This is a genomic window from Mameliella sp. AT18, assembly GCF_028807275.1.
In the GTDB taxonomy this organism is placed as follows: domain Bacteria; phylum Pseudomonadota; class Alphaproteobacteria; order Rhodobacterales; family Rhodobacteraceae; genus Antarctobacter; species Antarctobacter albus.
Genome location: NZ_JARAMO010000072.1, coordinates 36209 through 61168 on the forward strand (window position 1 = coordinate 36209; position 24960 = coordinate 61168).

Genomic DNA, 24960 nt, shown 5'->3' on the forward strand with positions numbered 1-24960 from the left:
GCGTGTTCATCTGCTGCCGGTTTCGCCACTTCCGCCTCCGTGCCGTGGTCTTGCCCCATTTGACTCCCGAGGTGTAAAGCAAATGTTAATGTTCCCCTTTGGTTCAAATTGTTCGGACCCGGCAGGCAGCGCGCTTGACTCGCCCCCCGGAGCCTGTATAAGCGCGCGCTCATTGGTGTTGGTGGCCCTCGCAAGGGGATCCCTGTCACTCCGGCCAAATCCGGGGAGAGGACAACGCCCTTCGAAAACCTGACGAAGGAGATCAGCCGTGACCAAACGCACGACTGCCAAGTACAAGATCGACCGCCGCATGGGCGAAAACATCTGGGGCCGCCCCAAGTCGCCGGTGAACCGCCGCGAATACGGCCCCGGCCAGCACGGTCAGCGCCGCAAGCAGAAAATGTCCGACTTCGGCCTGCAGCTTCGCGCCAAGCAGAAGCTCAAAGGCTATTACGGCGACCTGACCGAAAAGCAGTTCCGCCGCATCTACGCCGAAGCCGAGCGTGTGAAGGGCGACACCGGTGAAAACCTCATCGGCCTGCTCGAGCGTCGCCTGGACGCTGTCGTCTACCGCGCAAAGTTCGTGCCGACCGTCTTTGCTGCCCGCCAGTTCGTCAACCACGGCCACGTCCTGGTGAACGGCAAGCGCGTGAACATCCCCTCGTACCGCGTCCAGGAAGGCGACGTGATCGAGGTTCGCGAGAAATCCAAGCAGATGGCCGCGCTTCTGGAAGCGACCCAACTGCCCGAGCGTGACGTGCCCGACTACATCGAGGCCGACCACTCGAAGATGACGGCCACCTTCGTCCGCACCCCGCAGCTGGGCGACGTGCCCTACGCCGTGGTGATGGAACCGAACCTGGTCATCGAATACTACGCTCAGAACTGAGTGCGCGCGGACCGCGGGTCCGCCGCCATGCAAGATCGCGAAAGGCCGCCCTTATGGGCGGCCTTTTCTGCTTTGCGGAACCGGTCGGGCTTGGCTGCGCTCGGAAAATGGGCTGGGATGGACACAGGACGGGCCGGTGGCCGATTGCGGAGGATGCCGAGGATGATACGGACGGGATGGATGGTGGCGCTGCTCTTGCTGGCCTGGCCGCTGCAGGGCGCGGCGCAGATGGCGGGGCACGGTATGGGGCTGCATCACGGTGCGGGCGGCGCCGGACACGATGAGGTCAACATGCCGGGCCTGCGCGGGCTGGATGCAACGCCGGAGGAAAGCGCCGAACTGGCGGTGATGTTCCGCAATTTCGACAAGATCGAGCGCCGGGTGGACAACCTGCCCGACGGGATTCGCACCGTGACCTTTTCGGACGATCCTGAGGTGATGCAGGTGCTGGTCAGCCACGTCGCCGGGATGATTGCCCGGGTCGAAGAAGGGCGCGATCCGCAGGTCTTCATCCAGAGCCCGACGCTGGACATCTTCTTTGCGCGCCGGGACGAGATCGAAACCGAGATCGAGGTCACGCAAGAAGGGATTGTCGTGGTCCAGACCTCACATGCGCCGGAGATCGTCACGGCGCTGCAGGTGCATGCGGCCGAGGTTTCGGACATGGCCGACCGTGGCATGGCGGCGGTGCACGAGATGATGTTGCGCCGGGCGGGCAACTGAACGTCCCGAAATAATGACGCCGCGCCCGGGTTGGGGCGCGGCGGTCATCAGAAACCAGGCGGGTGATCGCCTGCGGTCTGTGCGATCAGATGTAAAAGCTGTCGCGGAAGACGTGACGCACGATGTCGGTGCGTTCGATACCCAGTTTTTCCAGCTGTGCGTCGGACATGCTGTTCAGGCGTTCGATTTCCTTGACGCGGCTGTTGGCCTCGGAGATGCGGACCAGGAAGTTGAAGATGCCTTCGAAAAAGCCGGTGAAGAAATTGCCGCCGTGGGCGGTGGTGGTTTGCACATGTGCCATATCAGGACCCTTCGTTGCAGTGATCGGGTTCCCCCCTTGGCCATCAACCTAGGTTTTGCTGCGCTGCAGCGCCAGAGATTTGCATGCATAGCCGCCTGTAAACAAATGCATGGCTGGTCAATGGTGGGTTAACATGCCCTGCCGCAATGCTGCCGCTGCGTAATCCGGGTGGCGTCACAAAAGTTTTGTGCATTCGTCACGGAACGGACAAGGCATCGCCTTAGCACGCCCCCTCAGACACGAGGGGGTGCTGCGTGCTACGCATCGAACAGTTGACCAAGCGCTTTGGCGCCAATGCTGCCGTGGACAACGTCAGCTTTACCATCGACAAATCCGCGATGATCGGCGTCATCGGGGCCTCGGGCGCCGGCAAGTCGACATTGCTGCGGATGATCAACCGCCTTGCCGATGCAAGCGAGGGCACAATCGCCTTTCAGGGCCGAGACGTGACCCGGCTGACCGGCAGTGCCCGGCGCAAGTGGCAATCCGAATGCGCCATGATCTTTCAGCAGTTCAACCTGGTGCCGCGCATGGACGTGGTGTCGAACGTGCTGCACGGGACGCTGAACCGGCGGTCGACATTTTCGACGCTGTTCAACCTCTACCCGACCGAAGACATCCACAAGGCGATCGAGATCCTCGACCGTCTGGGCATCGCCGATCACGCGCCGAAACGGGCCGAGGCCCTGTCCGGCGGCCAGCAACAGCGTGTCGCCATCGCCCGGGCCCTGATGCAGGACCCGCAAATCATCCTGGCGGACGAACCCATCGCCTCGCTCGACCCGATGAACGCCCAGATCGTCATGGATGCGCTGCGCCGCATCCACGAGGAAGACGGCCGCATGGTCATCGCCAACCTGCACACGCTGGATACCGCGCGGCGCTATTGCGACCGGGTGATCGGCATGCGCCGGGGCCGCGTCGTCTTTGACGGCACGCCGGATCAGCTGACCACGGGTGTCGCGCGCGACATCTACGGCGCCGGGGCCGAGTTTTCCGAGGCGGCGACCTCTACCGACATCAACGCTCTGGCGGAGGCGCGACACGCCGTCACCGCCTGAGCCCCCACAGGTTTTCATCCCCCCGGTCAGTGGTTGGCAGGGGCCATTCAACAAAAGAGGAAGACGATGAAAAAGCTCCTTGCAGCTCTTGCAGCAACCACCGCCCTGGCCGCACCGGCAATGGCACAGGACATCACTGAATTCCGCATCGGCATCCTGGGCGGCGACAACGTCCAGAGCCGTCTGAACAACTACCAGTGTTTCGCCGACTACATCGCCGAAGAGCTGAACGTCGAGGTCAAGCTGTTCACGCCCGCCGACTACAACGGCGTGATCCAGGGCTTCCTGGGCGGCACGCTGGACCTGGCATGGTTCGGCGCCTCCTCCTACGCCGCCCTGCACCTGCAGGATCCGTCGGCCGGTGAGCCGATCGCCGTCAAGACCAACCTGGACGGATCGTACAGCTACCACTCGATCGGTTTTGCCCGCAAGGACAGCGGCATCACCTCGGTCGAGGGTCTCGAAGGCAAGGTCTTCGGCTTTGGCGACCCGAACTCGACCTCGGGCTACCTGATCCCCTCCGTCGAAATCCCCGCCCAGTACGACGTCACGATGGAGTCGGGTGACTTCTTCGGCGAGGTCAAATTCACCGGCGGCCACGAGCAGACCATCGTCGCGGTCTACAACGGCGACATCGACGCCGGCGTGACCTGGGCCGACGGCCTGGGCAACTGGGAAGACGGCTACAACTCGGGCGCGCTGCGCCGCGCCGTGGACAACGGCCTGGTCGACATGAACGAGCTGGTCCAGATCTGGCAGTCCAAGCCGATCCCGGAAGGCCCCGTGACCATCCGCGAAGCTCTGCCCGCCGAGGTCAAGGAAAAGGTCACCGCCCTGGTCCTGGGTCTCTACGAGAAAGACCAGGAATGCGCCTACAACGTGGCTTTCGGTGAAACCGCCGGTTTCTTCCCGATCACCCACGAGGCCTATGAGACCATCATCGAGGTCCGCAAGAAGAAGATCGACGGCTGATCGCCCTTTCGATCTGACAAAGGCACAGGACCCCGCCCCCTTTCCCGGGCGGGGTTCCCACATGAAGGCAGGGCAGATGACAGACATGACGCAGGGCGGTGCGCCGCTTGCCGCGACGCAGGACAGTTACATGGCGATGGTGCGCCAGAAACGGCTGTACAGCGGGATTGCCATATTGGTCTTCGTTGTCCTGCTGGTTTCCGGCTTTCGTGTCGCGAATGACCGCAATGCCGGGGGGTTCTTCGACGGTATCCACCGGATCTTCGACTTTCCCGCCGACGTGGTGGGCGAGGCCTGGGAAAAGCGCGCCGACTTGGCGGGCCTGCTGTGGAAATACCTGCCCGACCTGATCGAGACGCTGAACATCGCTGCTGTGGCAACGCTGCTGGGCGCCGCGCTGGGGCTGGTGCTGTCGCTCTTGTCCACGCGTGGCATGGCGCGCTGGCCGGTGCTGATCCCGCTGTTCCGCCGCATCATGGACGTGACCCGCGCGCTGCCCGAAATCGTGGTGGCGCTGGTGCTGATCTACATGCTGGGCGGCGGCCCGATCCCGGCAATGATCGCCATCGCGCTGCACACTGCGGGCGCCCTGGGAAAGCTCTATTCCGAGGTGAACGAGAACGCAGACCTGAAACCCGTGGACGGGCTGACCTCTGTCGGCGCCACCTGGAGCCAGAAGATGCTGCTGGGGGTCATGCCGCAGGTGGCGCCCAACTATCTCAGCTACGGCCTGCTGCGGTTCGAGATCAACATCCGCGCCTCGGCGATCCTGGGCTTTGTCGGCGCGGGCGGCATCGGCTACGAGCTGCGCAATTCTATGGCCTGGGGGCCGGGCCGCTTTGACGAGGCGGCGGCGATCTTCATCCTGCTCTTTGTCACCATTGTCGTGGTGGACCAGCTATCGTCCAGCCTGCGCAACCGCCTGAGCGAAGGGGCGAAACAATGACCGACGCCAGCCTTTCGATGATCGACCGCCAGGAGGCGGCACAGGCCCTGTTCAAGCGCAAGCGCCTGATCTCGGTCGCCGTGCCCGCGGTGATCCTGCTGTACCTGACCTATATCTTCTTTGCCTTCGACGTCATGGGCCTGGCCGAGCGCGCGCGGCTGGACAACGCGATGACGCTGATCCGCGATACCTACAGCTACAAGACCCATGTCACCCGCGCGAACCGGTCGGGCGAGGTCACGATTGCCAAGGAGGGCGAACGGCCCGCGACCTGGCCCGAAGGGCAAAGCCCCGACTGGGTCGCCATCGACGGCGAGACCGTGACCATCGACCTGCCCAGGGGGCATAGCGTCCTGTTCCTGCCGGACCAGACGGCGGTCTATCGTCACCCGGAGTTCGGGGACATCACCGCGAAACTCGATCCCTCCGTTTCCATCAACATCCCCGAGGACGCGTTGCCCGAGTGGATCAGCTATTCGCGGACGCGGCTGGACATCCGGACGGAGGCCGGGCGCCTGACCATGACCCGCTCCAAGACAGAGGTCTTTCGCTATTTCTTTGGCTGGGAGCTGTTCTGGTTCACGCTGGACAGCCCCTATCACGGCAAGCCGGTCTGGACGCTGCTATTCGGTCCGCAGATCGACGCCGACCGATCCAACATCGCCGGGGCCTGGCAAGATTTCTGGGCCAACCCGCTGTGGCACCACGGCAAGGTGGCCTGGGCCATTGGCGAAACGATCCTGATGGCCTTTCTGGGCACGATGGGCGCGGCCCTGGTTGCCCTGCCGCTGGCCTTTCTCGCGGCCCGGAACTTTACCCCGGTCGTCGTGGTGCGGCAGTTGGTGCGCCGGGTGTTCGACTTTGTCCGGGGGGTCGATGCGCTGATCTTCACCATCCTGCTCAGCCGCGCTTTCGGGCCCGGCCCGCTGACCGGCGCGCTGGCAATCCTGCTGACCGACACGGGCTCGCTGGGCAAGCTGTTCTCCGAGGCGCTGGAAAACGTCGATCAGAAACAGATCGAAGGGGTCTCCTCGACCGGGGCCAAGCCGCTGCAGCGCTACCGCTTTGGCGTGATCCCGCAGATCACCCCGGTTCTGCTGAGCCAGGTTCTGTATTTCCTCGAATCCAACACCCGTTCCGCCACGATCATCGGCGCGATCACCGGCGGCGGCATCGGCCTGATGCTGACGCAGGCGATCATCACCCAGAAGGACTGGGAAGAGGTCAGCTATTACATCGTGCTGATCGTCCTCATGGTGATCTTCATGGACTGGCTGTCCGGTATCCTGCGCCGCCGCCTGATCAAGGGCGGGGGGCACTGACCCATGTCACGGCTCTCCGCCGAAGGGGCGGTTTTCCATTCGGACTGCGCTATCTCGGAGAGTGACTTTGGCGCCTACACCGAGGTGGGGCATGGCAGCCGCGTCGCCAACAGCCGCTTTGGCGCCTACAGCTATTGCGACCGTGTCTGCGACATCGCCAACGCCGAGATCGGAAAATTTGCCAATATCGCCAGTTTCGTGCGCATCGGCGCGACGGATCACCCGCTGGACCGGGCCAGCCTGCATCATTTCATGTATCGCTCTGCCTCCTACTGGGAGGATGCAGAGGATGATGCCGACTGGTTCACCATGCGCGCCAGCCGCAAGGCCGTGATCGGGCATGACACCTGGATCGGCCACAACGCGCAGGTCAAACCCGAGGTGCGGGTGGGCAATGGCGCGGTGGTCGCCTCTGGCGCCATCGTCACCCGCGACGTGCCGCCCTATGCCATCGTGGCGGGCGTTCCGGCCCAGCCGGTGCGCGAACGGTTGCCCCGGGAGCTTGCCGAGCGGGTCGAGGCGCTGGGGTGGTGGGATTGGGATCACGCGGCGCTGCGCGCTGCGCTGGTGGATTTCCGTCAGTTGGGCGTACCCGAGTTCCTGGAGAAATACGCCGGTTGAGGGGCGTCTGGGCAAGGCGCGGCTGAAGACAATATGGGCGGCCTTCTGGCCGCCCGATTGGTCCTCGAAATTCCTCGCAACCCACTCACTATGTGTCCCGGTACACTGAAACGAAACCGGCCCGGATCTTGGTCTCACTCACCTGCGCCTTCCTAGCCGGGTGCCGTGACGCTTGCGTGAAACTATCAGCAAATTGTCGAAAATGCAGGGGCATGTCGGGCAACTCAGAGTTTCCGCACCGACAGCCGGTTTCTGTCCTGCTGGTTAACGCGGGCTCACTCGGCGGCCAGCCGGATCTCTTCGTTGCCCGCGCTCAGGAACCGCTGTGCGGCCTCGCCGGCAAGGTGGGCGATCCGGCCTTCGCAAATCGTCGCCTCGACCACGCGTGTCTCGGCATTGACCACGGCCAGGTCGGCGCGTCGGCCATAGTCGATCACGCCCCGGTCGGGCAGGCGCAGGATCTCTGCCGGCCGGGTCGAGATCATCGCCCAGGCCTGCGGCAGGTCCATCATCTCTTCGTCGACGAGGTGAAAGGCGGCCTGCAGCAGCGCCGGATAGTAGTAGTCCGACACCAGCGCATCGCAGAGTCGTTCCCGCACCAGGTCCTGTGCCGCGATGTTGCCCGACTGCGAGCCGCCACGCACGACGTTGGGTGCCCCCATCAGGATCGGGTCGCCCACGGCACGGGCCAGGGCGGCTGCGGCGCGTCGGGTCGGAAACTCGCAGATCTTGGCCCCGATCTGCGAGAAATATTCACGCGTTTCGCCGTCCTCGTCGTCATGGCTGCCATAGCTGACACCCAGCGTGTCAAAGGCCTCGGCCAGGCGGCAGAGATAGCGCGGTACGTCGCGTTTCTGGCCGCGGGCGGCATGGACGACGGCCAGGTGTTCCTCGATCGACCGACCGGCCTGCCGCGCCCAGAGCGCAAGCCGCGCCGGGTCGATCTCGGCCAGCTGGATCGCCTCGTCGAGGTGGTTGTTGAAGACGACATAGTCGATGCGGTGGCGGCGCACGGCGGCCAGCAGACGGTCGGCGGTGTCGACGGTATGGGTCTCGCAGCGGATCTGGACCCGCAGATCGGTCAGCGCCTCGTCGGCATAGTCATCCAGCGCCTTCAGAAAGGCCTCGGCGTGGTCGGGCCCGCGCGCGCCGCCTTCCCAGCTCCAGCTGTGGGCCATCCAGGCGGTGGTGATCCCGTTGGCCGCCGCGTCGCGATCCGTGGCGCGCAGGGCGGTGCGGATCGGAAAGGGGGCCGAGGGGCGGGGCGCCAGGTGGCGTTCAAAGGCGTCGCCGTGCAGGTCGATGATCCCGGGCAGGATGTAGTAGCCGTTCAGGTCGACCTCGGGCAGGGGGCCCTTGGAAATGCGCCCGTCCTCGATGGCGACGGACCGAGACTGCAGCACGCCGTCGCGCAGGACAGTGGCGCCGGTCAGGCGCAGGGAAGAAGGGGCAATTGGCATGGAACCGCTCTGGACTCGAAATGTCCGGCATTTTTAGGCGTTCAATGTATCAACAGGGTGACAAATGGCGGTTTTTTCCATGAAACAAAGGGGGTCGGCGTCATTGTTCCAGCGTCAACGTCACCCTGTCGCCCGCGAACCAGGTGATGCCGTACTCGATCGGCTGACCCGAGGGATCGACGTTGACGCCGGTGGTCCGCAACAGGGGGGCGCCATCGGGCAGGCGCAGGCGCCGGGCCTGCGTGGGGGTGGCAAGGTGGGCCGTCACCCGGGTCGAGGCGCGGGTGTAGTCGGCCACGCCGCAGGCCGCCAGGGCCGCGGTGACAGAGCTGTGGGCCTGCAGGGCCTTCGGCATTCCGGGCAGCCGCGCGGCGGGAAAGACACCCTCGCCCAGGGCGATCGGTTCGCCATCGGCCGTTGCGATGGACTCGTAGGCCAGCACCGGGTCGCCTGGGGCGATCCGCAGGGCCTGCGCCTCTTCCCTGTCGGCTGATCGGGTGTCCGACATCAGCAGTTCGCGTCCCGGGACCCGCCCGGCGGCGCGCAGGTTGCGGTGAAAGCGCACACGCTGGCCGATCGGGTATTCGGTCGGGCGGGCGGCGACAAAGACCCCGGCGCCACGCCGCGCATGCACCAGCCCGTTTTCTGCCATGTGCTGCAGGGCGCGGCGCACCGTGTGGCGGTTGACCCCGAACCGGGCCGACAGTTCGGCTTCTGTCGGCAGCTTGTCCCCAGGGCCATAGCGCCCGGTGGCGATGTCGCCGGTCAGGCTGTCTGAAATCGCGGTCCAGAGCGCAGGGCGGGGCATGTCACGAAACTTTCACGCTGTTGACCTTGCCCGACTCGCGGACAGGGAGTAGGAATTTGTCTAGTTGTATAAATATTCCGACAACTCCGCAAGGTGTCTAGATGACCGAAATGACCGCCCGCAAAGACTGGATGAGCCTGCTGGCCAAGGTACCACCCAAGGCCTTGGCCGTGCTTTGGGAGGGGCAGGACGCGCCGGATTTCACCTGGCTGCGCGCGCCGGAAATCGGCGCCGCGATGGTGCGCGGGCGCATGGGCGGCACCGGGGCGCCTTTCAACATGGGCGAGATGACGGTGACGCGCTGTTCGCTGCAACTGGACGGCGGGGCCGTGGGCCATGCCTATGTGCAGGGCCGCGACAAGGCGCATGCGGAACGCGCCGCGCTGGTCGATGCGCTGATGCAGACCGATGCGGCGGAGCGGGTCCGGGCCGAGGTGCTGGAGCCCCTGTCGGCGGACATGACCGGACGGGCCAAGGCGCGCGCCGCAAAGGCGGCCGCCACCAAGGTGGAGTTCTTCACGCTGGTCAGAGGAGAAGACTGATGGACGCTGCGGTTCTCAAGGGCGGTTTCCGCGATGCGCCGGTCGACGCGGCCCGCGCCTTTCGTGCCGCGATGCAGGCGATGGCCCGCCCCGGCACGATCCACGACGTCGCGGGTGCCGAACCGCCCGCGCCTCTGTCACGGGCCGCCGGGGTCCTGATCCTGACGCTCTGCGACCCGGAAACCCGCGTACACCTGGCCGGCGCACATGACTGTGCCGAGGTCCGCGACTGGATCACCTTTCACGCCGGCGCGCCGCTGGTCGGTGCCGAAGACTGCGATTTCGCCCTGGGCGCATGGGACGCCCTGCAGCCACTGGATCGGTTCCGCATCGGAACGGCGCAATACCCGGATCGCTCTGCCACGCTGATCGTCGAACGGTCAGAGCTGAAGGCCGAGGGCGCGACCCTGACCGGCCCCGGTATCCGCGAAACGGCCCGCATGTTCTTGCCGGAGGTCGCGGCGTTCCGGGCCAATGCCGCGCGATTCCCGCTGGGGTGGGACGCCTATTTCTGCGCCGGAAACCGCCTCGCGGCCCTGCCGCGCAGCACGCAAGTGGAGGGCTAAGCGATGTATGTTGCCGTCAAGGGGGGCGAACGCGCCATCGAGAATGCGCACGGCTGGCTGGCCGAGGAACGCCGGGGCGATACAGCCGTCGCCGAACTGACCATCGACCAGATCCGCGAGCAGATGAAACTGGCGGTCAACCGGGTCATGGCCGAAGGCTCGCTCTACGATCCCGACCTGGCCGCGCTGGCGATCAAGCAGGCGCGGGGCGACCTGATCGAGGCGATCTTCCTGATCCGCGCCTATCGCACGACGCTGCCGCGCTTTGGCGCGACGCGGGCCATCGACACGGGTGACATGGCCTGCATCCGTCGTATCTCGGCCACGTTCAAGGACGCGCCGGGCGGGCAGGTCTTGGGGCCGACCTTCGACTACACGCACCGCCTGCTGGATTTCAAACTGGCCGCCGACGGTGAGGTGCCGCCCGCGCCGCAGGCCGCGCCGCGCCAGGAACCGACACCGCATATCACCGGTTTCCTCAACCGCGAGGGGCTGATCCAGGCCGAGGCGGCCAGTGATGACACCCCGCCGGACCTGACGCGCGAACCGATGGAGCTGCCCGGCAGCCGCGCCCTGCGTCTTCAGGCGTTGACGCGGGGGGATGAGGGGTTTGTCCTTGGCATGGCCTATTCCACGCAGCGTGGCTATGCGCGCAACCACGCCTTCGTCGGCGAGTTGCGCATCGGCACCGTCGCGGTCGAGATGGACATTCCGGAATTGGGCTTTGCCATCGAGATCGGAGAGATCGAGGTGACCGAATGCGAAACGGTCAACCAGTTCACCGGGTCAAAGACGGAACCGCCGCAGTTTACCCGTGGGTATGGTCTTGTCTTCGGTCAGACCGAGCGCAAGGCGATTTCAATGGCATTGGTCGATCGGGCGCTGAGGTGGCGTGAACTGGGCGAGGATGACATGGGCGCCCCCGCACAGGACGAGGAATTCGTGCTGTATCACTCGGACAATATCCAGGCGACGGGGTTCCTTGAGCATATCAAGCTGCCGCATTACGTCGATTTTCAGTCCGAGCTGGAACTGGTGCGGCGCCTGCGCCGCGAAGCCGAGGGCGCGCAGCAGGAGGCGGCGGAATGATCCGGTCAGTCGATCCGGGCGGCGGGGCTGTTCTTCAGCCACCAGGCTTCCTTGCTGTTGGAAACGGTCAGGCGCTTTTCGCTGAAAAGCGTGTTCAGCTTGGAGTCCTCGGGCAACCAGACCGACAGCGCGTAGCGGATGCCGATTGTCAGCACGCCGGCCAGCGTGATCAGGATGATGGTCAATTGATCCGACATTTGTCCTCTCCTTTGTCGGTGTGTCGCCCAATGGTTGCGCCTGAACTTGGGCATTCCCGTGACCGAAACGGACAATTCGGGCGCAATTTGCAGGAAATTTCGGGGCCAAGATCATGAGCGACTACAATTTCGCCTACCTTGACGAACAGACCAAGCGGATGATCCGCCGGGCCATCCTCAAGGGGCTGGCCATCCCCGGCTACCAGGTGCCGTTTGCGTCGCGCGAGATGCCCATGCCCTATGGCTGGGGCACCGGCGGCGTGCAGGTATCGGCCGCGACGCTGACGCCGGAGGACCGGCTCAAGGTCATCGATCAGGGCGCCGATGACACCACCAACGCCGTGTCCATCCGCAAGTTCTTTGAACGCACTGCCGGGGTCGAGACCACCGAGGAAACCGCGCAGGCCAGCGTCATCCAGACCCGCCACCGCATCCCCGAAGAGCCGCTGACCAAGGATCAGGTGCTGGTCTACCAGGTGCCGATCCCGGAACCTCTGCGGTTCCTGGAGCCGTCCGAGATCGAGACCCGCAAGATGCACGCGCTGGAGGACTACGGCCTGATGCATGTCAAGCTCTACGAGGACATCGCCCGGCACGGCCAGATCGCCACCGCCTATGCCTATCCGGTCAAGGTCGAGGGGCGCTACGTCATGGATCCCAGCCCGATCCCCAAGTTCGACAATCCCAAGATGTCCGGCATGGCGGCGATCCAGCTGTTCGGCGCGGGCCGTGAACAGAGGATCTACGCACTGCCTCCCTACACTCAGGTCGTTAGCCTCGATTTCCGGGACTACCCTTTCGAGGCCTCCAAGGCCGATGCGTCCTGCGATCTTTGCGGGGCAGAGGACAGTTACCTGGACGAGGTCATCGTGGACGACGCGGGCGGGCGGATGTTCGTCTGTTCCGACACCGATTATTGCCGGGCCCGCCGCGCGGCAGGCCATGTGGGCGCGCAGGGCGACACGGAGGATGCCGCATGACACCGCTGTTGAAGGTCGAGAGCCTGACCAAACGCTACGGCGCCCGGATCGGCTGTTCCGATGTGTCCTTCGATCTCTGGCCGGGCGAGGTCATGGGGATCGTGGGCGAAAGCGGCTCGGGCAAGTCGACCCTGCTGAACTGCATGGCTGGCCACCTGCCCCCCGACGCGGGCCGCGTGATGTTCGACACCCGCACCGAGGGGCTGCAGGACACCATCACCATGTCCGAACCGGAACGGCGGATGCTGGGCCGGACCGACTGGGCCTTTGTCCACCAGCACGCCCGCGATGGGCTGCGCATGAACGTCAGCGCGGGCGGCAACGTGGGCGAACGGCTTATGGCCGTGGGCGCGCGCCACTACGGCGAGATCCGCGACAGCGCCGAGGACTGGCTGGGCCGGGTGGAAATCGACGCCAGCCGGATCGACGACCGGCCCACGGCCTTTTCCGGCGGGATGCAGCAACGGTTGCAGATCGCGCGCAACCTGGTGACCGGACCGCGCCTTGTCTTCATGGACGAACCCACCGGCGGGTTGGACGTCAGCGTGCAGGCGCGCCTGCTGGACCTGCTGCGCGGACTTGTCCGCGAGATGGGGCTGTCGGCGATCATCGTCACCCATGACCTTGCCGTCGTGCGGCTGTTGGCGGACCGGCTGATGGTGATGAAGGACGGGCATGTGGTCGAGGCCGGGCTGACCGACCAGGTGCTGGACGATCCACAGCACCCTTATACCCAGCTCCTGGTCAGTTCGGTGCTGCAGGTCTGAGTGTTTCGCGCGCGAAACATATAAATTTAACAATAGGTTAATGCCATGATCGAAATTCGGGATGTGTCCAAGACCTTTACCCTGCACAACCAGGGCAGCGCGGTCATCCGGGTGATGGAGGGCGCCTCGCTTTCCGTCGCGGCGGGCGAATGCGTGGCCCTGACCGGCGCCTCGGGTGCCGGGAAATCCACGCTGATGCGCATGATCTACGGCAACTACCTGGCCGCGTCCGGAGAGATCCTGATCGGCGGTGTCGACGTGGTGCGGGCCCAACCGCGAGAGATCATCCGTCTGCGGCGCGAGGCGCTGGGCTATGTCAGCCAGTTCTTGCGCGTGGTGCCCCGGGTGCCGACGCTGGACGTGGTGGCGGAACCGTTGCTCGCGGTGGGCGTGGACCGCACAGCGGCCATGGACCGGGCGCGCGACCTGCTGACCCGCCTGCGCATCCCCGAACGTCTGTGGAGCCTCTCGCCCACCACCTTTTCCGGCGGCGAACAGCAGCGGGTGAACATCGCGCGCGGTTTTGCCCACGCCTATCCGGCGCTCTTGCTGGACGAACCAACCGCCTCGCTGGATGCGGCGAACCGCGACACGGTGCTAGACCTGATCCATGAGGCCAAGGCGCGCGGCGCGGCCATCGTGGGCATCTTTCACGACGCCGAGGCGCGCGACGCGGTCTGTGATCGCGTGGTGGATGTGACCGGCTTTTCCCCGCAGGCGGCGGCCTGATGCCGGGACGGTTCATCGCGGTGGTGGGGCCGTCGGGTGTTGGCAAGGACAGCGTCATGGAGGCGCTGGCGGCACGCGATCCCCGGTTTGTCCTGCTGCAACGCAGGATCACCCGCCCGCAGGAGGCGGGGGGCGAGGATCACTTTGCCATCACCGTGGCCGAGTTCGAGCAGGTGGAGCGCGCGGGCGGCTTTGCCCTGTCGTGGTGCGCGCACGGTCTGGCCTATGGCATCCCGGTCGCGGTGGATCAGCAACTTGCCCAGGGCAGTGACGTGCTGGTGAACCTGTCGCGGGCTGTCCTGATGCAGGCACAGGCGCGGTTCCAGCGGTTCGTCGTCCTGTCCCTGACGGCCCCCGCCGAGGTGCTGGCGCGCCGTCTGGCCGGACGGGGCCGCGAAAGCGCCGAGGAGATCGCTGCGCGCCTGGCCCGCAAGGGGGAGGCCCTGCCTGCCGGGCTGCCGGTGATCGAGATCGACAATTCCGGCCTGCTGGAGCGCACCGTGGACACCATCCTGGCGCGGCTTCAGCCGGAAAGGGCGTAGCGGTGCAGTTCGTGGAAATAGCCGGTGGAATCCTCGCCGCAGAGCGTCAGGGCCTCCACCGTGAAGGGGCTTGTCAGGTGCGGTTCGACGTGGGGCAGCAAGGCGCTGCGCACCTGTTCGGCCATCTCACGGTCCAGCTTACCACTCAGCGTGATGTGAAAGCGGAACTGGTCCATCACGTAGGGATAGCCCCAGCGGGTCAGCAGTGCCTCTTGTCGGTCGTTCAGGCCGGACTTGCGGCGCTTGTCCAGCTCTGCCTCGGTCAGGGGGGCGCGGAACGGGTCCAGCGCCTCGACCGTCCGGGCGGCCAGCGTGGACAGGGCGCCGGTTTCGCCGACGGGCGTCAGGGCCAGGAAGCGGCCCCGCCGGGTCAGCGCCAGCCCGTCCAGCGTCACCGGCGCCTGGGTCGCGCAAAAGCGGGCAAAGCCATCGTGCAGCGCGTCGAAATCCATGCCCCCGACCAGTCGGAAGGGCGGCTTGATCGTGCCGTGCAGCCCGTACTTGCGCGGGGTGGCGGTGATCTCATGGGCGGGCAGCGGCAGGCCGTGAACCACGGGCGCGTCGGGCCTTTCGCCCGTCGCGGCGTTCCAGCCCAGCCAGGCGGCGCCGAAATCGGACAAGGGACCCTGCGGCAGGGTTACATAGACAGCGTAACGGGAGAAATGCATGACGACCTCCACTCTTGCCGGGCCTATGCCCGATGCGCGTGACGGCGGCGTGACAGAGAGCCTGGCATTTGCCAATGCGACACTGGTGCTGCCGGATCGTGTGGCCCGCGGCTGGCTGCATGTCGAAAATGGCGTCATCGTTGGGATGGGCGAGGGGGCAAGTGTGCCCGCCGGTGCGGTCGATTGCGGTGGGGATTTCCTGGCGCCCGGGCTGATCGAGCTGCACACCGACAACCTGGAACGCCATATCGAACCGCGCCCCGGCGTCGACTGGCCCCATGCGGCGGCCATTGTCGCCCATGACGCCGAGCTGGCCTCGACCGGTATCACCACGGTCTTCGACGCGATGCGGGTGGGGTCGATCCCGACGGGCAAGGGGCGGTACAGGAAATACGCCAGGTCGCTGGCCAGCGAGATGCTGGACCTGCGCGCCGCCGACATGCTGAAGATCAGCCATTTCCTGCACCTGCGGGCCGAGGTCTGTTCCGAGACGCTGGCCGAAGAGCTGGCGGAATTCGGGCGCGAGGACCGTGTGGGCCTTGTCAGCATCATGGACCACACGCCCGGCCAACGGCAGTTCCGGGACATCTCGAAGCTGGAACAATACGTCAAATCGAAACGCGGCATGTCGGATGCCGAGTTCATCGAACATATTGCCCACCTGAAAGAGCTGCGCGCCCGTAACGGCGCCGCGCACGAGGCGGTATCCGTCAGGGAGGCGGCGCGCTTTGGCGCGGTGCTGGCCAGCCATGACGATACCACAGCCGAACAGGTCGCCGTCTCTGCGGGCTATGGCATTCGGCTGGCCGAGTTCCCGACCACTATCGAGGCGGCACAGGCCTGCCACGACCACGCCATCGCGGTGATGATGGGGGCGCCGAACCTGATCCGGGGCGGCTCTCACTCCGGCAACGTCGCGGCAGAGGAGCTGGCGCGCGAAGGACTGCTGGACATCGTGTCGTCCGACTATGTTCCGGCGGCGCTGCTGCTGGCCGCCGTCCGCCTGGGGGAGATCTGGGGCGACATGGCGCGCGGGATCGCGACGGTGACGAAGGCGCCCGCCGAAGCGGTGGGGCTGGATGACCGGGGCGTTCTGAAAGAAGGCCGCCGGGCGGATCTGATGCGTTTCCGCGTCGCCGAACATGTGCCCCTGTTGCGGGGCGTCTGGAGCAGGGGGAAACAGGTGGCCTGAGGCCCGGGAAAAACCGCTGCGCGATGCGCGGATCCTGGTATAGTCTGGACCTGTTCGGAATTTACCGGGCGGCAGACAAGGGATCCGCGCATATGTTGACCGCCTCCGAGGCGCCCCGCCGCGTCTTTACCGATCCCCTGACGGACTCGTCGCGTTGGTCCCACTTCGTTCCGCGGGCGGGCGACATCGTCGTCTCGACCCCGCCGAAATCCGGCACGACCTGGACGCAGGGTATTCTTGCCATGCTGATCGCGGGTGATCCGGAGGTGGATGCGCAGACCTCGATGAAATCGCCCTGGATCGACATCAACGTCCGCGACGTGGGCGAGGTCATGGCGCGGCTGGAGGCGCAGGAACACCGGCGGCAGGTCAAGACGCATTCGCCGTTCGACTGCATCCCGGTCTGGGCCGAACTGCGCTATGTCACGATCTACCGGCACCCGATCGACGTGCATTTCTCGATGCGCAAGCACCGGCGCAACTTGGGTTCGCACATTGGCCTGCCACCGCTGCCCGAGGACCCGTCCGAGAGTTTCCGGGAGTTCCTCTCAGGCGAGGACCACGCAAGCCTGCCGGCGATCCTCGACCATTTCCAATGCACGCGGGCGCGCGAGCCGCGCGAAAACCTGATCCGGCTGCACTACGCCGACATGTTGCGCGATCTGCCGGGGGCCGTGGCGCAGATCGCCGGGCATGTGGGCATCGACCATCCGCCCGAGGTGATGGCGGCCTGCGTCGAGGCGGCGACATTCGACAACATGAAGGCCAACGCGGATCGCTTTACCCCCTCGGCAGGGCAGGGGTTCTGGACCAGCGATGCGGGTTTTTTCGACAGTGCCACGTCCAATAAGTGGGAAGGACGTCTGACCGAGGGTGACCTTGCGGCCTATGACGCGGTGATGACGAGGGCCTTGTCACCAGAGGACCGGCGCTGGCTGGAATGGGGGAGCGCGGGCTGAACCGGCCAGTCAGTCGGAACGCCCGCTGCGTTCGATCCGGCGCGTGCGGCGTTCCTCTCCGGATTGGTAGATCAGTATCCAGGCCAGCAGGATGAACATCGGGTGGGTCAGCCCGCCCGAGAAGATGATCGCCGGAATCCAGATCAGCAGGACGATGATCGCAAGGAAGATGCGCCCGGTCAGAAGGACCGAGAGCGGCGGCAGGAAAAGGGCGAGGACGTAGTTCATTCAAGGGTCCCAGGGCGTTTGCTGCAATGTTTCTGCGATTAACATGGGGTCTGCGGCCAGGAATGAAAGGGCCTGGAGCCCCGGGGGAGGGAGGGCCGGGGCAAAGCCCGGCCCCCGAACGGTGCGCTCAGAGCGCGAAATCATCCGCCGTCAGGCCGATCACATCGGCCACGCGGATCTCCCCCTCGACCGTGGCGAGGTTGGCGTCCAGGTTGATCTGAACGATGGTCGAGCCGCTGCCCGTCTCGATCAGGCGGACCTGGTTCGCGGCTGTGAACGGTCCGGTGCCGACAAATGCCAGCGACCCGTCGATGATCCCGGCGAGGTCGATCACGTCCGCGCCCTGGTCAAAGTCAAGGATCTGGTCGCGGCTGGCGCCGGTTCCCGCCTCGGCGGCAGAGGCAAATCGGAAGGTGTCGGCATCCTGCCCCCCTGTCATGAAGTCAAGCCCGGTGCCGCCCGAGATCGTGTCGGCGCCGTCGCGTCCGCGCAGCACGTCTGTCCCGTCACCCCCGCGCAACACGTCGTCACCCGATCCACCGTCGAGCGTGTCGTCGTTCTCGCCGCCGTCCAGCAGATCATTGCCTTCGTGGCCTGCCAGCACGTCATTGCCGGACCCGCCGTTCAGGGTGTCATTGCCGGAAAACCCGCCCAGCGTATCGTTGAACGATCCGCCGTCGAGAGAGTCGTCGCCCGCTCCGCCGTTCAGGTCATCCGTGCCCGCGCCGCCCAGCAGGGTGTCGTGGCCAGGACCGCCGGTGATGATGTCGTTGTCCGCGCCGCCGTTGACCAGGTCGTCACCGATGCTGCCGGCCAGCTCGTCGTCTCCGTCGCCGCCCTGGATATCGTCATTGCCCGCACCGCCGTTGATCGTGTCGGACGCGCCTTCCCCCAGCAAGAGGTTGTCGCCGCGATTGCCGTTGATCGTCTCGGCCAAGCTTGACCCCCGCACTTCGAGATCGTCGCCGCCCAGCAGGCGGATTTCCTCGAAATTGACTGCATCAAGGACATCCCCCCGCGCCAGCAGGAGATCTATGCCCAGGCCGCCGTCGACCTGGGCGTCGTTCTGATCGATCATGATGGTGTCGTTGCCGGACCCGCCATCGACGACGCCTGTCACGGTGCCGCCGAAGCCGATGAAGGTATCGTTGTCAAAGCCAAGGTCCAGATTGCCGGAGACGACACCGTCGTTGCGGACGGTATCGTTACCGTCGAGCATGCCGACGTCGCCTTCGATCAGGCCCGAGTTGCGCAGGATGTCATTGCCGTCGTTGGTGCGGATGGCCTCGAACCCACCCTGGATGGTGCCGGTGTTGTCGATGATCACCACGCCGGTTGGCCCGGCGGCCCCGACAGCGCGGAATTGCCCGGTCACGAGGCCGGAGTTCACCAGTTTGTATTCGTCGTTGTTGCGGAAATCGATCGCTTCGCTGTTGCTGGAAATCGTACCGGAATTGATCACGGTTGTTGCGCGGTCGGTCTCGATGGCATGGGTGACGCCGCTGATGTGGCCCGTGTTGACGATGGTCGCAGTATCCCCGGCAACAGCGCCCGAAATGAAGAAACCCTCGTCGCCGCCACTGATCTCGCCGTGGTTCTCGACGTAGAAGTCGGTTCCGCTGGCACTTGCAAAGATGAGTATGGCGCTGTCGAAGGCCCGGATGATCCCGGTGGGGCCGTTATAGATCGACGCATCGAAGTCGAAGCCGTTCCCGGTTCCGATGCTGAACGCGTCGTCGTCCGCAGAGATGATGATGCCGTCGTTGTAGAAATCGAAGGTGCCCCCGGCGCCTGCCTCGATCGTATTGGTGCTGGCGCCGGTGGTGCTGCGCACGCTGTTGGGCAGCAGGAAAGTGATGTCGCCAGGGGTGGTCACGACGGTGCCGCTGCCGGATGAAAGTATGGTCATGGGAGACTCCTTTGTCGGATCTGGTGCAAGAGGTTTCGGGGCGCAAACCCTGCTGCGAGGCACCGTCCCGGGCTGATCCGGAACGCCGGGGCTGGTGCCGGAGGTTCCGCTTTCTGAACGCGCTCCGATGGGGGGTCATGCGGGCCTCGTGGCGGACGTCTCGGCAGTGCCGGCACCCTCCATGCCAGCCAAGTGCCTGAAGCGTGCAGTCATGCCGCCGGGTTGCAAGGGGCAGGGGGCGAACAGAGGGCGGGCGACTGTTCCCGCCCAAAACGGCTGTGCAAATTCCAGCACAAATCACGAATCCAGGCAAATCCGGGTGTCGGCAAGGGGGCGGCTGGGCGGATCGACGCTGTACTGTACAGCGCATGGGATGCGCATTCCCCGCCGGTCGGTGCAGAACGGCGATTGGCCGCGACCTAGCGGATGTTCGCGCTCCAGGTGCCGCCACCGCCGCAACTGGCCGATCCGTTGCCCCTGTAGGGCAGTCCGTTCGTGACGTCGCGTGGATACCAGGTGCCGGACAGAGAGCACCCCGCGAGTCCGCCCGTCGCCGTGACCACGCTGAGGCTCCGACCGGTCATGCCGACCGTCGCGGTGCCTTCCCAACGGGCGGTCGTGGTCCAGACATAGTAGTTCCACATGCTGTCCGCCGCACAGGTGAGACGACGCAGTTCAAAGCCGTAGATCGTGCTGCCAATGTCGATCCGGCCCTGCCAGTTCGAGCCTCTGCTGTCACAGTTCTGGGCTGCTGCGCCGCCCGCCAGTGTGATCGAGAACGCAAGCGCGGCTGTCGTTGCAGTCAGGAGTTTCATGGGTGCCTCCGAAAAATGTAGGTGTGAAAAAAACATACGTCACGCGGGAAAATCGTGGCCGAAGGATACGGCAAATTGGGGTTTGAGTCGACGCCGCGCCCTTGGCAGCTCCTTACGGGTCACGGCTGGACGCTTGCGCCGCCTTCGGGACCGGTTCCTGGCGCTTGCTCGGGTCCGGGGCTTGATCCTGCGGCATCCTTGCTCTATACCGCGCGCGTCGACAAGGCAGCAAACGCCGCGGCAAAAGAGATCGAGCAGGGTCGGACCTCTCCGGCCCTCTTTGTTTTGCGGCAGCTAAAGAGACCAATCCAAGACCGGCGGAGACAACCGCTCGGCCAGAAAAAAAACGTTGTAAAGGACCAAACACACATATGCCCAGCGCATCGATGGAGGAATTCGAGGCCCTCCTTAATGAAAGCCTCGAAATGGACACGCCCGATGAGGGCACTGTCGTCAAAGGCAAGGTCATCGCGATCGAAGCGGGACAAGCCATCATCGACGTCGGCTACAAGATGGAAGGCCGTGTCGAGCTCAAGGAATTCGCGGAACCCGGTGAACAGCCCGACGTGAACGTCGGCGACGAGGTCGAGGTTTACCTGCGTGCCGCAGAAAACGCCCGTGGCGAAGCCGTCATCTCGCGCGAGATGGCCCGCCGCGAAGAAGCCTGGGACCGCCTGGAGAAGGCCTATGCCGACGACGCCCGCGTCGAAGGTGCCATCTTCGGCCGCGTCAAGGGTGGCTTCACCGTCGATCTCGGCGGCGCCGTGGCCTTCCTGCCCGGTTCGCAGGTTGACGTGCGCCCCGTGCGCGACGCCGGTCCGCTGATGGGTCTCAAGCAGCCGTTCCAGATCCTCAAGATGGACCGTCGCCGTGGCAACATCGTTGTCTCGCGCCGCGCGATCCTCGAAGAGAGCCGCGCCGAACAGCGCGCCGAGGTCATCGGCAAGCTGCAAGAGGGCGACGCGGTTGACGGCGTGGTCAAGAACATCACCGAGTACGGCGCATTCGTCGACCTGGGCGGTGTGGACGGCCTGCTGCACGTCACCGACATGGCATGGCGCCGTGTGAACCACCCCTCGGAGATCCTGTCGATCGGCGAGACCGTCAAGGTCCAGGTCATCAAGATCAACAAGGAAACCCACCGTATCAGCCTGGGCATGAAGCAGCTGCAGGAAGATCCGTGGGACCTGGTGGGCGTCAAGTACCCGCTGGCCTCTGTCCACAAGGGCCGCGTCACCAACATCACCGACTACGGCGCCTTCGTCGAGCTGGAGCCGGGTGTCGAAGGTCTGGTGCACGTTTCGGAAATGTCCTGGACCAAGAAGAACGTCCACCCGGGCAAGATCGTCTCCACCTCGCAAGAGGTCGACGTCATGGTCCTGGAAATCGACAGCGCCAAGCGCCGCGTTTCGCTGGGTCTCAAGCAGACCATGCGCAACCCGTGGGAAGTCTTCTCCGAGACCCACCCGGAAGGCACGCAGGTCGAGGGCGAAGTCAAGAACATCACCGAATTCGGTCTGTTCATCGGCCTCGAAGGCGAGATCGACGGCATGGTCCACCTTTCGGACCTCAGCTGGGATCAGCGCGGCGAAGAAGCCATCCAGGAATACCGCAAGGGTGACGTGGTTCAGGCCGTCGTCTCCGAAGTGGACGTCGAGAAAGAGCGTATCTCGCTCTCGATCAAGGCCCTGGGCGGCGACAAGTTCGCCGATGCGGTTGGCGGCGTGAAGCGCGGCTCGATCGTGACCGTCGAAGTCACCGCGATCGAAGACGGCGGCATCGAGGTGGAATACGAAGGCATGAAGTCCTTCATCCGCCGCTCCGACCTGTCGCGTGACCGTGCCGAGCAGCGCCCCGAGCGTTTCTCGGTCGGCGACAAGGTCGACGTCCGCGTGACCAACATCGACAACAAGACCCGTCGTCTGGGCCTGTCGATCAAGGCACGCGAGATCGCCGAAGAGAAAGAGGCCGTCGAACAGTACGGTTCCTCCGACTCCGGTGCATCGCTGGGCGACATCCTGGGCGCCGCGCTCAAGTCCGGCGACGAGTGATCGTCGCACGGCCTTCGGGCTGAAAAGAATCAGGGCCCCCGCAATCGCGGGGGCCTTTTTTGTTGCGGCTTGCACGCTCCGGGACGGACGTTAGGCTCGGGCCGGGCAACAGGGGGTATCCATGCGGGCAGGTGGACTGGATCTGAGCGGCGACTGGACCGGCGTCTATGACTACGGCCAGGACGGGGACGGATCGGTCCCCTTTGCCGCGACGCTCTTTGACGTGGGCGGGGTGATCTGGGGCACGACGCTGGAACCCAATACATTCGCCCCGGACGCGGGCGCCGAGCTGGAGGCCGAGATCAGCGGCAGCCGCAGCGGTCACGAGGTGCATTTCCGCAAGGCCTACCTTGGCCGCCCCAGTCATGGCGAAGACCCGGTGCATTATACTGGCCATGTCTCTGCGGACGGCAACCGGATCGAGGGCAACTGGACAATCCGCGCTCTGGGCCTGTTCCTGTCGGGGCCCTTCGTGATGAACCGTATCAAGGGCACCGCGGCCCGCGCTCGTCTTGGCGCCCGTGCGGGCGAAACGGTCGAGGTCTTTTGAACGCGATGCAGGAAAGGCTCGCCTTCCTGTCGCGGGTTTGCTTTGCTCGGACGGCGAGTCGGTGCTGGAGGTGATGCGATGCGCAGGATGACGGGGCAGGTTGTGGCCTTCTGTATGCTGGCGATCCTGTGCGGGCCGGTGCTGGCCCAGGATCAGATCGTCATTCCGGATGAGGACACGCGTTTCATCCAGGAAGCCCCCACCGGCGGCGGAACCGGCCTGACCATGCGCGCGGTGACGGTCAAGGATCAGAACCAGCTGCGCGGCGCCTTCGGCGACAAGTGGCAGCCCGACGAGGTCCGTGCCCGGGCGGCGCAGATCTGTGCGGAGTCGGGTATGCGGCTGGTCTATTTCCAGCCCGGAAACAGGGATTCCAAGGGGCGCACGCAATTCGCGGCGGTGTGCCAGTAGGTGCCGGGTGCCCCGAATCGCGTGAATTGCATTCGGTCGATACGGCGCCGCGCGGCGCCGAACACGGCACCATTCGCTGCCGAAACGGGCGGAAATCAGCGCAAAGCGCGGAAAAACATGGGTTTTCCCCGAAAATGCACGGTTCCCGTTTGATCCTGCCCCGCGTATAGTTTGGCTGAAATAACAAGGCCAAGGCCGATTCCACCGGGGGGCGTGGGGGATGATCAGATCCGAATTGATCCAGAAGATTGCAGACGAAAACCCGCATCTGTATCAGCGTGATGTGGAGAGGATCGTGAACACGATCTTCGACGAGATCACCAATGCCATGTCCCGGGGCGACCGGGTCGAGCTGCGGGGCTTCGGGGCCTTTTCGGTCAAGAAGCGGGACGCGCGCGTCGGGCGGAACCCCCGAACGGGAGAGTCGGTCCAGGTCGAGGAAAAGCACGTTCCCTTCTTCAAGACCGGCAAGCTCCTGCGCGACCGCCTGAACGGAAAGTAATCCATGCGCTACATCCGCTATGCCATTTATGCCGCTGTGCTCATTGTCCTGACGGTCATCTGCGTGGCGAACCTGCAATGGGTGACGCTCAACACCCTGCCCGAGGGGCTGGCGCGCATCCCGCAACTGGGCTGGCTGGCCTATTCGGTCGACGTGCCGTTGTTCGCGGTGGCGCTGGGCTTTCTGGTGCTGGGCTGGGTGCTGGGCGAAGTCTTTGAATGGCTGCGCGAGTACAAGTACCGTGCCGAGGCTTCGGCCAAGAAGACCGAGGTGCGCAAGCTGGAACGCCAGCTGAAGAAGACCCAGGCCGAGCGCGACAAGGACAAGGACGAGGTCCTGGCGATCCTCGACCAGGCCAGCTGAGCGCCGGGTGAGACCGGGGGAGGGGGCGCTGCCCCCTCTTGGCCTGACGGCCAATTCACCCCAGGGTGTATTTTTACCAAGAAGAAACAGGGGCTTGGATGGCGGACGTCCGGGTGAAGATCTGTGGCCTGACGCGGCCCGGGGACATGGAGATGGTCGCCGGGGCAGGGGCGAGCTATGCGGGCCTCGTGTTCTTTGGCAAGAGCCCGCGCAACGTGACGCCCGAGGTGGCGCGGGACCTGGCGCTGGAGGCGCCGGTGGGGCTGGCCAAGGTCGGCCTCATGGTGAACCCGACGGATGAGTTTCTGGACGAGGTCATGCGGCTGGTGCCGCTGGACATGGTGCAGTTGCACGGCGCCGAGACGCCGGAGCGGGTGGCGGAGGTGCGCGCGCGCTGGGGGCTGCCGGTGATGAAGGCGGTGGGCGTGGGCGCAGCCGAGGACCTGGAAAAACTGGCTGTTTATCAGAAGGTTGCCGATCAGATCCTGGTGGATGCCAAGCCGCCCAAGGGGGCGGATCTGCCGGGCGGAAACGGGCTGGCCTTTGACTGGAAACTGATCGCCGGGCGGCGCTGGTCGCGGCCCTGGATGCTGGCGGGCGGGCTGACTCCGGAGAACGTGGGCCTGGCCGTGGCGATGACCGGCACGGCGCAGGTGGATGTTTCTTCGGGGGTCGAAAGCGCGCCGGGGATCAAGGATGCGGGCAAGGTCCGCGCCTTTGTCGAAGCCGCCAAAGGGGCAGAGGCGGCGCCACGCCTCTAGCCCGCAGGTTTGTACAAAACGTACGTTTTGTACGTC

30 protein-coding genes are annotated in these 24960 nt (G+C 65.1%); 22 read left to right on the forward strand and 8 right to left on the reverse strand.

The genetic code is table 11. The features are described 5' to 3' along the window. The first annotated feature begins 268 nt into the window (after nucleotides 1–268). Both rpsD and PVW46_RS09365 read left to right on the forward strand, forming a co-directional pair. Nucleotides 269–889, forward strand: a complete 621-nt coding sequence (gene rpsD, locus PVW46_RS09360) for a 30S ribosomal protein S4 (RefSeq protein ID WP_043141684.1) — start codon at nucleotides 269–271, stop codon at nucleotides 887–889. Nucleotides 890–1051: 162 nt separating this feature from the next. After that, nucleotides 1052–1612, forward strand: a complete 561-nt coding sequence (locus tag PVW46_RS09365; RefSeq protein ID WP_274575732.1) for a hypothetical protein — start codon at nucleotides 1052–1054, stop codon at nucleotides 1610–1612. Between the two features lie 85 nt (nucleotides 1613–1697). Here the strand turns inward: PVW46_RS09365 and PVW46_RS09370 are convergent, their stop codons facing one another. Next, nucleotides 1698–1913 (reverse strand): DUF1127 domain-containing protein, encoded by a 216-nt coding sequence (locus PVW46_RS09370; RefSeq protein ID WP_043141685.1) that lies wholly within the window; start codon nucleotides 1911–1913, stop codon nucleotides 1698–1700. Nucleotides 1914–2167: 254 nt separating this feature from the next. On the opposite strand from PVW46_RS09370, the gene phnC reads away from it, so the two are divergent. The 5 genes from phnC to PVW46_RS09395 all read left to right on the forward strand — a co-directional run bounded on the left by phnC (nucleotide 2168) and on the right by PVW46_RS09395 (nucleotide 6835). Continuing rightward, nucleotides 2168–2974 (forward strand): phosphonate ABC transporter ATP-binding protein, encoded by an 807-nt coding sequence (gene phnC / locus PVW46_RS09375; protein WP_069208704.1) that lies wholly within the window; start codon nucleotides 2168–2170, stop codon nucleotides 2972–2974. Between the two features lie 66 nt (nucleotides 2975–3040). Beyond that, entirely contained in the window at nucleotides 3041–3946 is a 906-nt protein-coding gene (gene phnD / locus PVW46_RS09380) for a phosphonate ABC transporter substrate-binding protein (protein WP_069208705.1), read from the forward strand. 76 nt (nucleotides 3947–4022) lie between these two features. After that, nucleotides 4023–4892, forward strand: coding sequence for a phosphonate ABC transporter, permease protein PhnE (gene phnE, locus PVW46_RS09385; RefSeq protein ID WP_043141991.1), 870 nt, complete (start codon nucleotides 4023–4025; stop codon nucleotides 4890–4892). Further along, on the forward strand, nucleotides 4889–6214 hold the full coding sequence (phnE, locus tag PVW46_RS09390; RefSeq protein WP_069208706.1) for a phosphonate ABC transporter, permease protein PhnE: 1326 nt from the start codon (nucleotides 4889–4891) through the stop codon (nucleotides 6212–6214). Before phnE (PVW46_RS09385) ends, phnE (PVW46_RS09390) begins: the two co-directional genes overlap by 4 nt. 3 nt (nucleotides 6215–6217) lie before the next feature. Then, nucleotides 6218–6835: an LbetaH domain-containing protein gene (locus PVW46_RS09395; RefSeq protein WP_069208707.1), complete on the forward strand. Its 618-nt coding sequence runs from the start codon at nucleotides 6218–6220 to the stop codon at nucleotides 6833–6835. A gap of 275 nt (nucleotides 6836–7110) precedes the next feature. On the opposite strand, the gene PVW46_RS09400 is transcribed toward PVW46_RS09395, so the two are convergent. Both PVW46_RS09400 and phnF read right to left on the reverse strand, forming a co-directional pair. Continuing rightward, nucleotides 7111–8295, reverse strand: a complete 1185-nt coding sequence (locus PVW46_RS09400; protein WP_043141692.1) for an alpha-D-ribose 1-methylphosphonate 5-triphosphate diphosphatase — start codon at nucleotides 8293–8295, stop codon at nucleotides 7111–7113. 100 nt (nucleotides 8296–8395) lie between these two features. Then, nucleotides 8396–9103 carry a phosphonate metabolism transcriptional regulator PhnF gene (gene phnF / locus PVW46_RS09405; RefSeq protein WP_274575738.1) on the reverse strand — a complete coding sequence of 236 codons (708 nt, stop codon included), beginning with the start codon at nucleotides 9101–9103 and terminating at the stop codon, nucleotides 8396–8398. Nucleotides 9104–9204: 101 nt separating this feature from the next. Here phnF and phnG point away from each other — a divergent pair, with 101 nt between their 5' ends. Genes phnG through PVW46_RS09420 form a run of 3 tightly spaced genes read left to right on the forward strand, consistent with a single transcriptional unit; the run spans nucleotide 9205 to nucleotide 11300 of the window. Beyond that, nucleotides 9205–9645 (forward strand): phosphonate C-P lyase system protein PhnG, encoded by a 441-nt coding sequence (gene phnG / locus PVW46_RS09410; protein WP_069208709.1) that lies wholly within the window; start codon nucleotides 9205–9207, stop codon nucleotides 9643–9645. Then, on the forward strand, nucleotides 9645–10211 hold the full coding sequence (phnH, locus tag PVW46_RS09415) for a phosphonate C-P lyase system protein PhnH (protein WP_069208710.1): 567 nt from the start codon (nucleotides 9645–9647) through the stop codon (nucleotides 10209–10211). Before phnG ends, phnH begins: the two co-directional genes overlap by 1 nt. A gap of 3 nt (nucleotides 10212–10214) precedes the next feature. Beyond that, nucleotides 10215–11300, forward strand: coding sequence for a carbon-phosphorus lyase complex subunit (locus PVW46_RS09420; protein ID WP_069208711.1), 1086 nt, complete (start codon nucleotides 10215–10217; stop codon nucleotides 11298–11300). A 5-nt stretch (nucleotides 11301–11305) separates the two neighbouring features. Here the strand turns inward: PVW46_RS09420 and PVW46_RS09425 are convergent, their stop codons facing one another. After that, nucleotides 11306–11497: a hypothetical protein gene (locus PVW46_RS09425; protein ID WP_043141707.1), complete on the reverse strand. Its 192-nt coding sequence runs from the start codon at nucleotides 11495–11497 to the stop codon at nucleotides 11306–11308. A gap of 113 nt (nucleotides 11498–11610) precedes the next feature. Here PVW46_RS09425 and PVW46_RS09430 point away from each other — a divergent pair, with 113 nt between their 5' ends. Genes PVW46_RS09430 through phnN form a run of 4 tightly spaced genes read left to right on the forward strand, consistent with a single transcriptional unit; the run spans nucleotide 11611 to nucleotide 14515 of the window. Then, nucleotides 11611–12477 (forward strand): alpha-D-ribose 1-methylphosphonate 5-phosphate C-P-lyase PhnJ, encoded by an 867-nt coding sequence (locus PVW46_RS09430; RefSeq protein ID WP_069208712.1) that lies wholly within the window; start codon nucleotides 11611–11613, stop codon nucleotides 12475–12477. Next, the gene (gene phnK / locus PVW46_RS09435) at nucleotides 12474–13244 is read left to right on the forward strand and encodes a phosphonate C-P lyase system protein PhnK (protein ID WP_069208713.1); all 771 of its coding nucleotides are present in this window, start codon (nucleotides 12474–12476) and stop codon (nucleotides 13242–13244) included. Before PVW46_RS09430 ends, phnK begins: the two co-directional genes overlap by 4 nt. A 45-nt stretch (nucleotides 13245–13289) precedes the next feature. Next, entirely contained in the window at nucleotides 13290–13973 is a 684-nt protein-coding gene (gene phnL, locus PVW46_RS09440; RefSeq protein ID WP_274575742.1) for a phosphonate C-P lyase system protein PhnL, read from the forward strand. Then, on the forward strand, nucleotides 13973–14515 hold the full coding sequence (gene phnN, locus PVW46_RS09445) for a phosphonate metabolism protein/1,5-bisphosphokinase (PRPP-forming) PhnN (RefSeq protein WP_069208714.1): 543 nt from the start codon (nucleotides 13973–13975) through the stop codon (nucleotides 14513–14515). Before phnL ends, phnN begins: the two co-directional genes overlap by 1 nt. Here the strand turns inward: phnN and PVW46_RS09450 are convergent. Beyond that, entirely contained in the window at nucleotides 14497–15183 is a 687-nt protein-coding gene (locus PVW46_RS09450) for a DUF1045 domain-containing protein (RefSeq protein WP_069208715.1), read from the reverse strand. The two genes, phnN and PVW46_RS09450, sit on opposite strands and share 19 nt — an antisense overlap. Before the next feature lie 25 nt (nucleotides 15184–15208). Between PVW46_RS09450 and PVW46_RS09455 the strand changes: the two genes are divergently transcribed. Together PVW46_RS09455 and PVW46_RS09460 are read left to right on the forward strand one after the other, a co-directional pair. Next, entirely contained in the window at nucleotides 15209–16375 is a 1167-nt protein-coding gene (locus PVW46_RS09455; protein ID WP_443137037.1) for an alpha-D-ribose 1-methylphosphonate 5-triphosphate diphosphatase, read from the forward strand. 92 nt (nucleotides 16376–16467) lie between these two features. After that, on the forward strand, nucleotides 16468–17334 hold the full coding sequence (locus PVW46_RS09460) for a sulfotransferase domain-containing protein (protein WP_069208716.1): 867 nt from the start codon (nucleotides 16468–16470) through the stop codon (nucleotides 17332–17334). A 9-nt stretch (nucleotides 17335–17343) separates the two neighbouring features. Here PVW46_RS09460 and PVW46_RS09465 read toward each other — a convergent pair whose 3' ends face one another. The 3 genes from PVW46_RS09465 to PVW46_RS09475 form a co-directional block, all read right to left on the reverse strand. Continuing rightward, nucleotides 17344–17562 carry a hypothetical protein gene (locus PVW46_RS09465; RefSeq protein WP_043141724.1) on the reverse strand — a complete coding sequence of 73 codons (219 nt, stop codon included), beginning with the start codon at nucleotides 17560–17562 and terminating at the stop codon, nucleotides 17344–17346. Between the two features lie 127 nt (nucleotides 17563–17689). Beyond that, nucleotides 17690–19471 carry a calcium-binding protein gene (locus tag PVW46_RS09470; RefSeq protein ID WP_069208717.1) on the reverse strand — a complete coding sequence of 594 codons (1782 nt, stop codon included), beginning with the start codon at nucleotides 19469–19471 and terminating at the stop codon, nucleotides 17690–17692. A gap of 419 nt (nucleotides 19472–19890) precedes the next feature. After that, a complete protein-coding gene (locus tag PVW46_RS09475; protein ID WP_043141727.1) occupies nucleotides 19891–20286 on the reverse strand; it encodes a hypothetical protein in 396 nt (131 codons plus the stop codon). A 386-nt stretch (nucleotides 20287–20672) separates the two neighbouring features. Between PVW46_RS09475 and rpsA the strand changes: the two genes are divergently transcribed. The 6 genes from rpsA (at nucleotide 20673) to PVW46_RS09505 (ending at nucleotide 24924) form a co-directional block, all read left to right on the forward strand. Beyond that, on the forward strand, nucleotides 20673–22337 hold the full coding sequence (gene rpsA, locus PVW46_RS09480) for a 30S ribosomal protein S1 (protein WP_172431497.1): 1665 nt from the start codon (nucleotides 20673–20675) through the stop codon (nucleotides 22335–22337). Between the two features lie 121 nt (nucleotides 22338–22458). Beyond that, the gene (locus PVW46_RS09485; protein ID WP_083242220.1) at nucleotides 22459–22887 is read left to right on the forward strand and encodes a hypothetical protein; all 429 of its coding nucleotides are present in this window, start codon (nucleotides 22459–22461) and stop codon (nucleotides 22885–22887) included. Nucleotides 22888–22965: 78 nt separating this feature from the next. Further along, complete coding sequence (locus PVW46_RS09490) at nucleotides 22966–23298, forward strand: hypothetical protein (RefSeq protein ID WP_069208718.1); 333 nt, start codon at nucleotides 22966–22968, stop codon at nucleotides 23296–23298. 220 nt (nucleotides 23299–23518) lie between these two features. Continuing rightward, entirely contained in the window at nucleotides 23519–23800 is a 282-nt protein-coding gene (gene ihfB / locus PVW46_RS09495) for an integration host factor subunit beta (protein WP_043141735.1), read from the forward strand. A 3-nt stretch (nucleotides 23801–23803) separates the two neighbouring features. Then, nucleotides 23804–24163 (forward strand): lipopolysaccharide assembly protein LapA domain-containing protein, encoded by a 360-nt coding sequence (locus tag PVW46_RS09500; protein WP_043141738.1) that lies wholly within the window; start codon nucleotides 23804–23806, stop codon nucleotides 24161–24163. Between the two features lie 98 nt (nucleotides 24164–24261). After that, nucleotides 24262–24924, forward strand: coding sequence for a phosphoribosylanthranilate isomerase (locus PVW46_RS09505; protein WP_069208719.1), 663 nt, complete (start codon nucleotides 24262–24264; stop codon nucleotides 24922–24924). Nucleotides 24925–24960 lie beyond the last annotated feature (36 nt).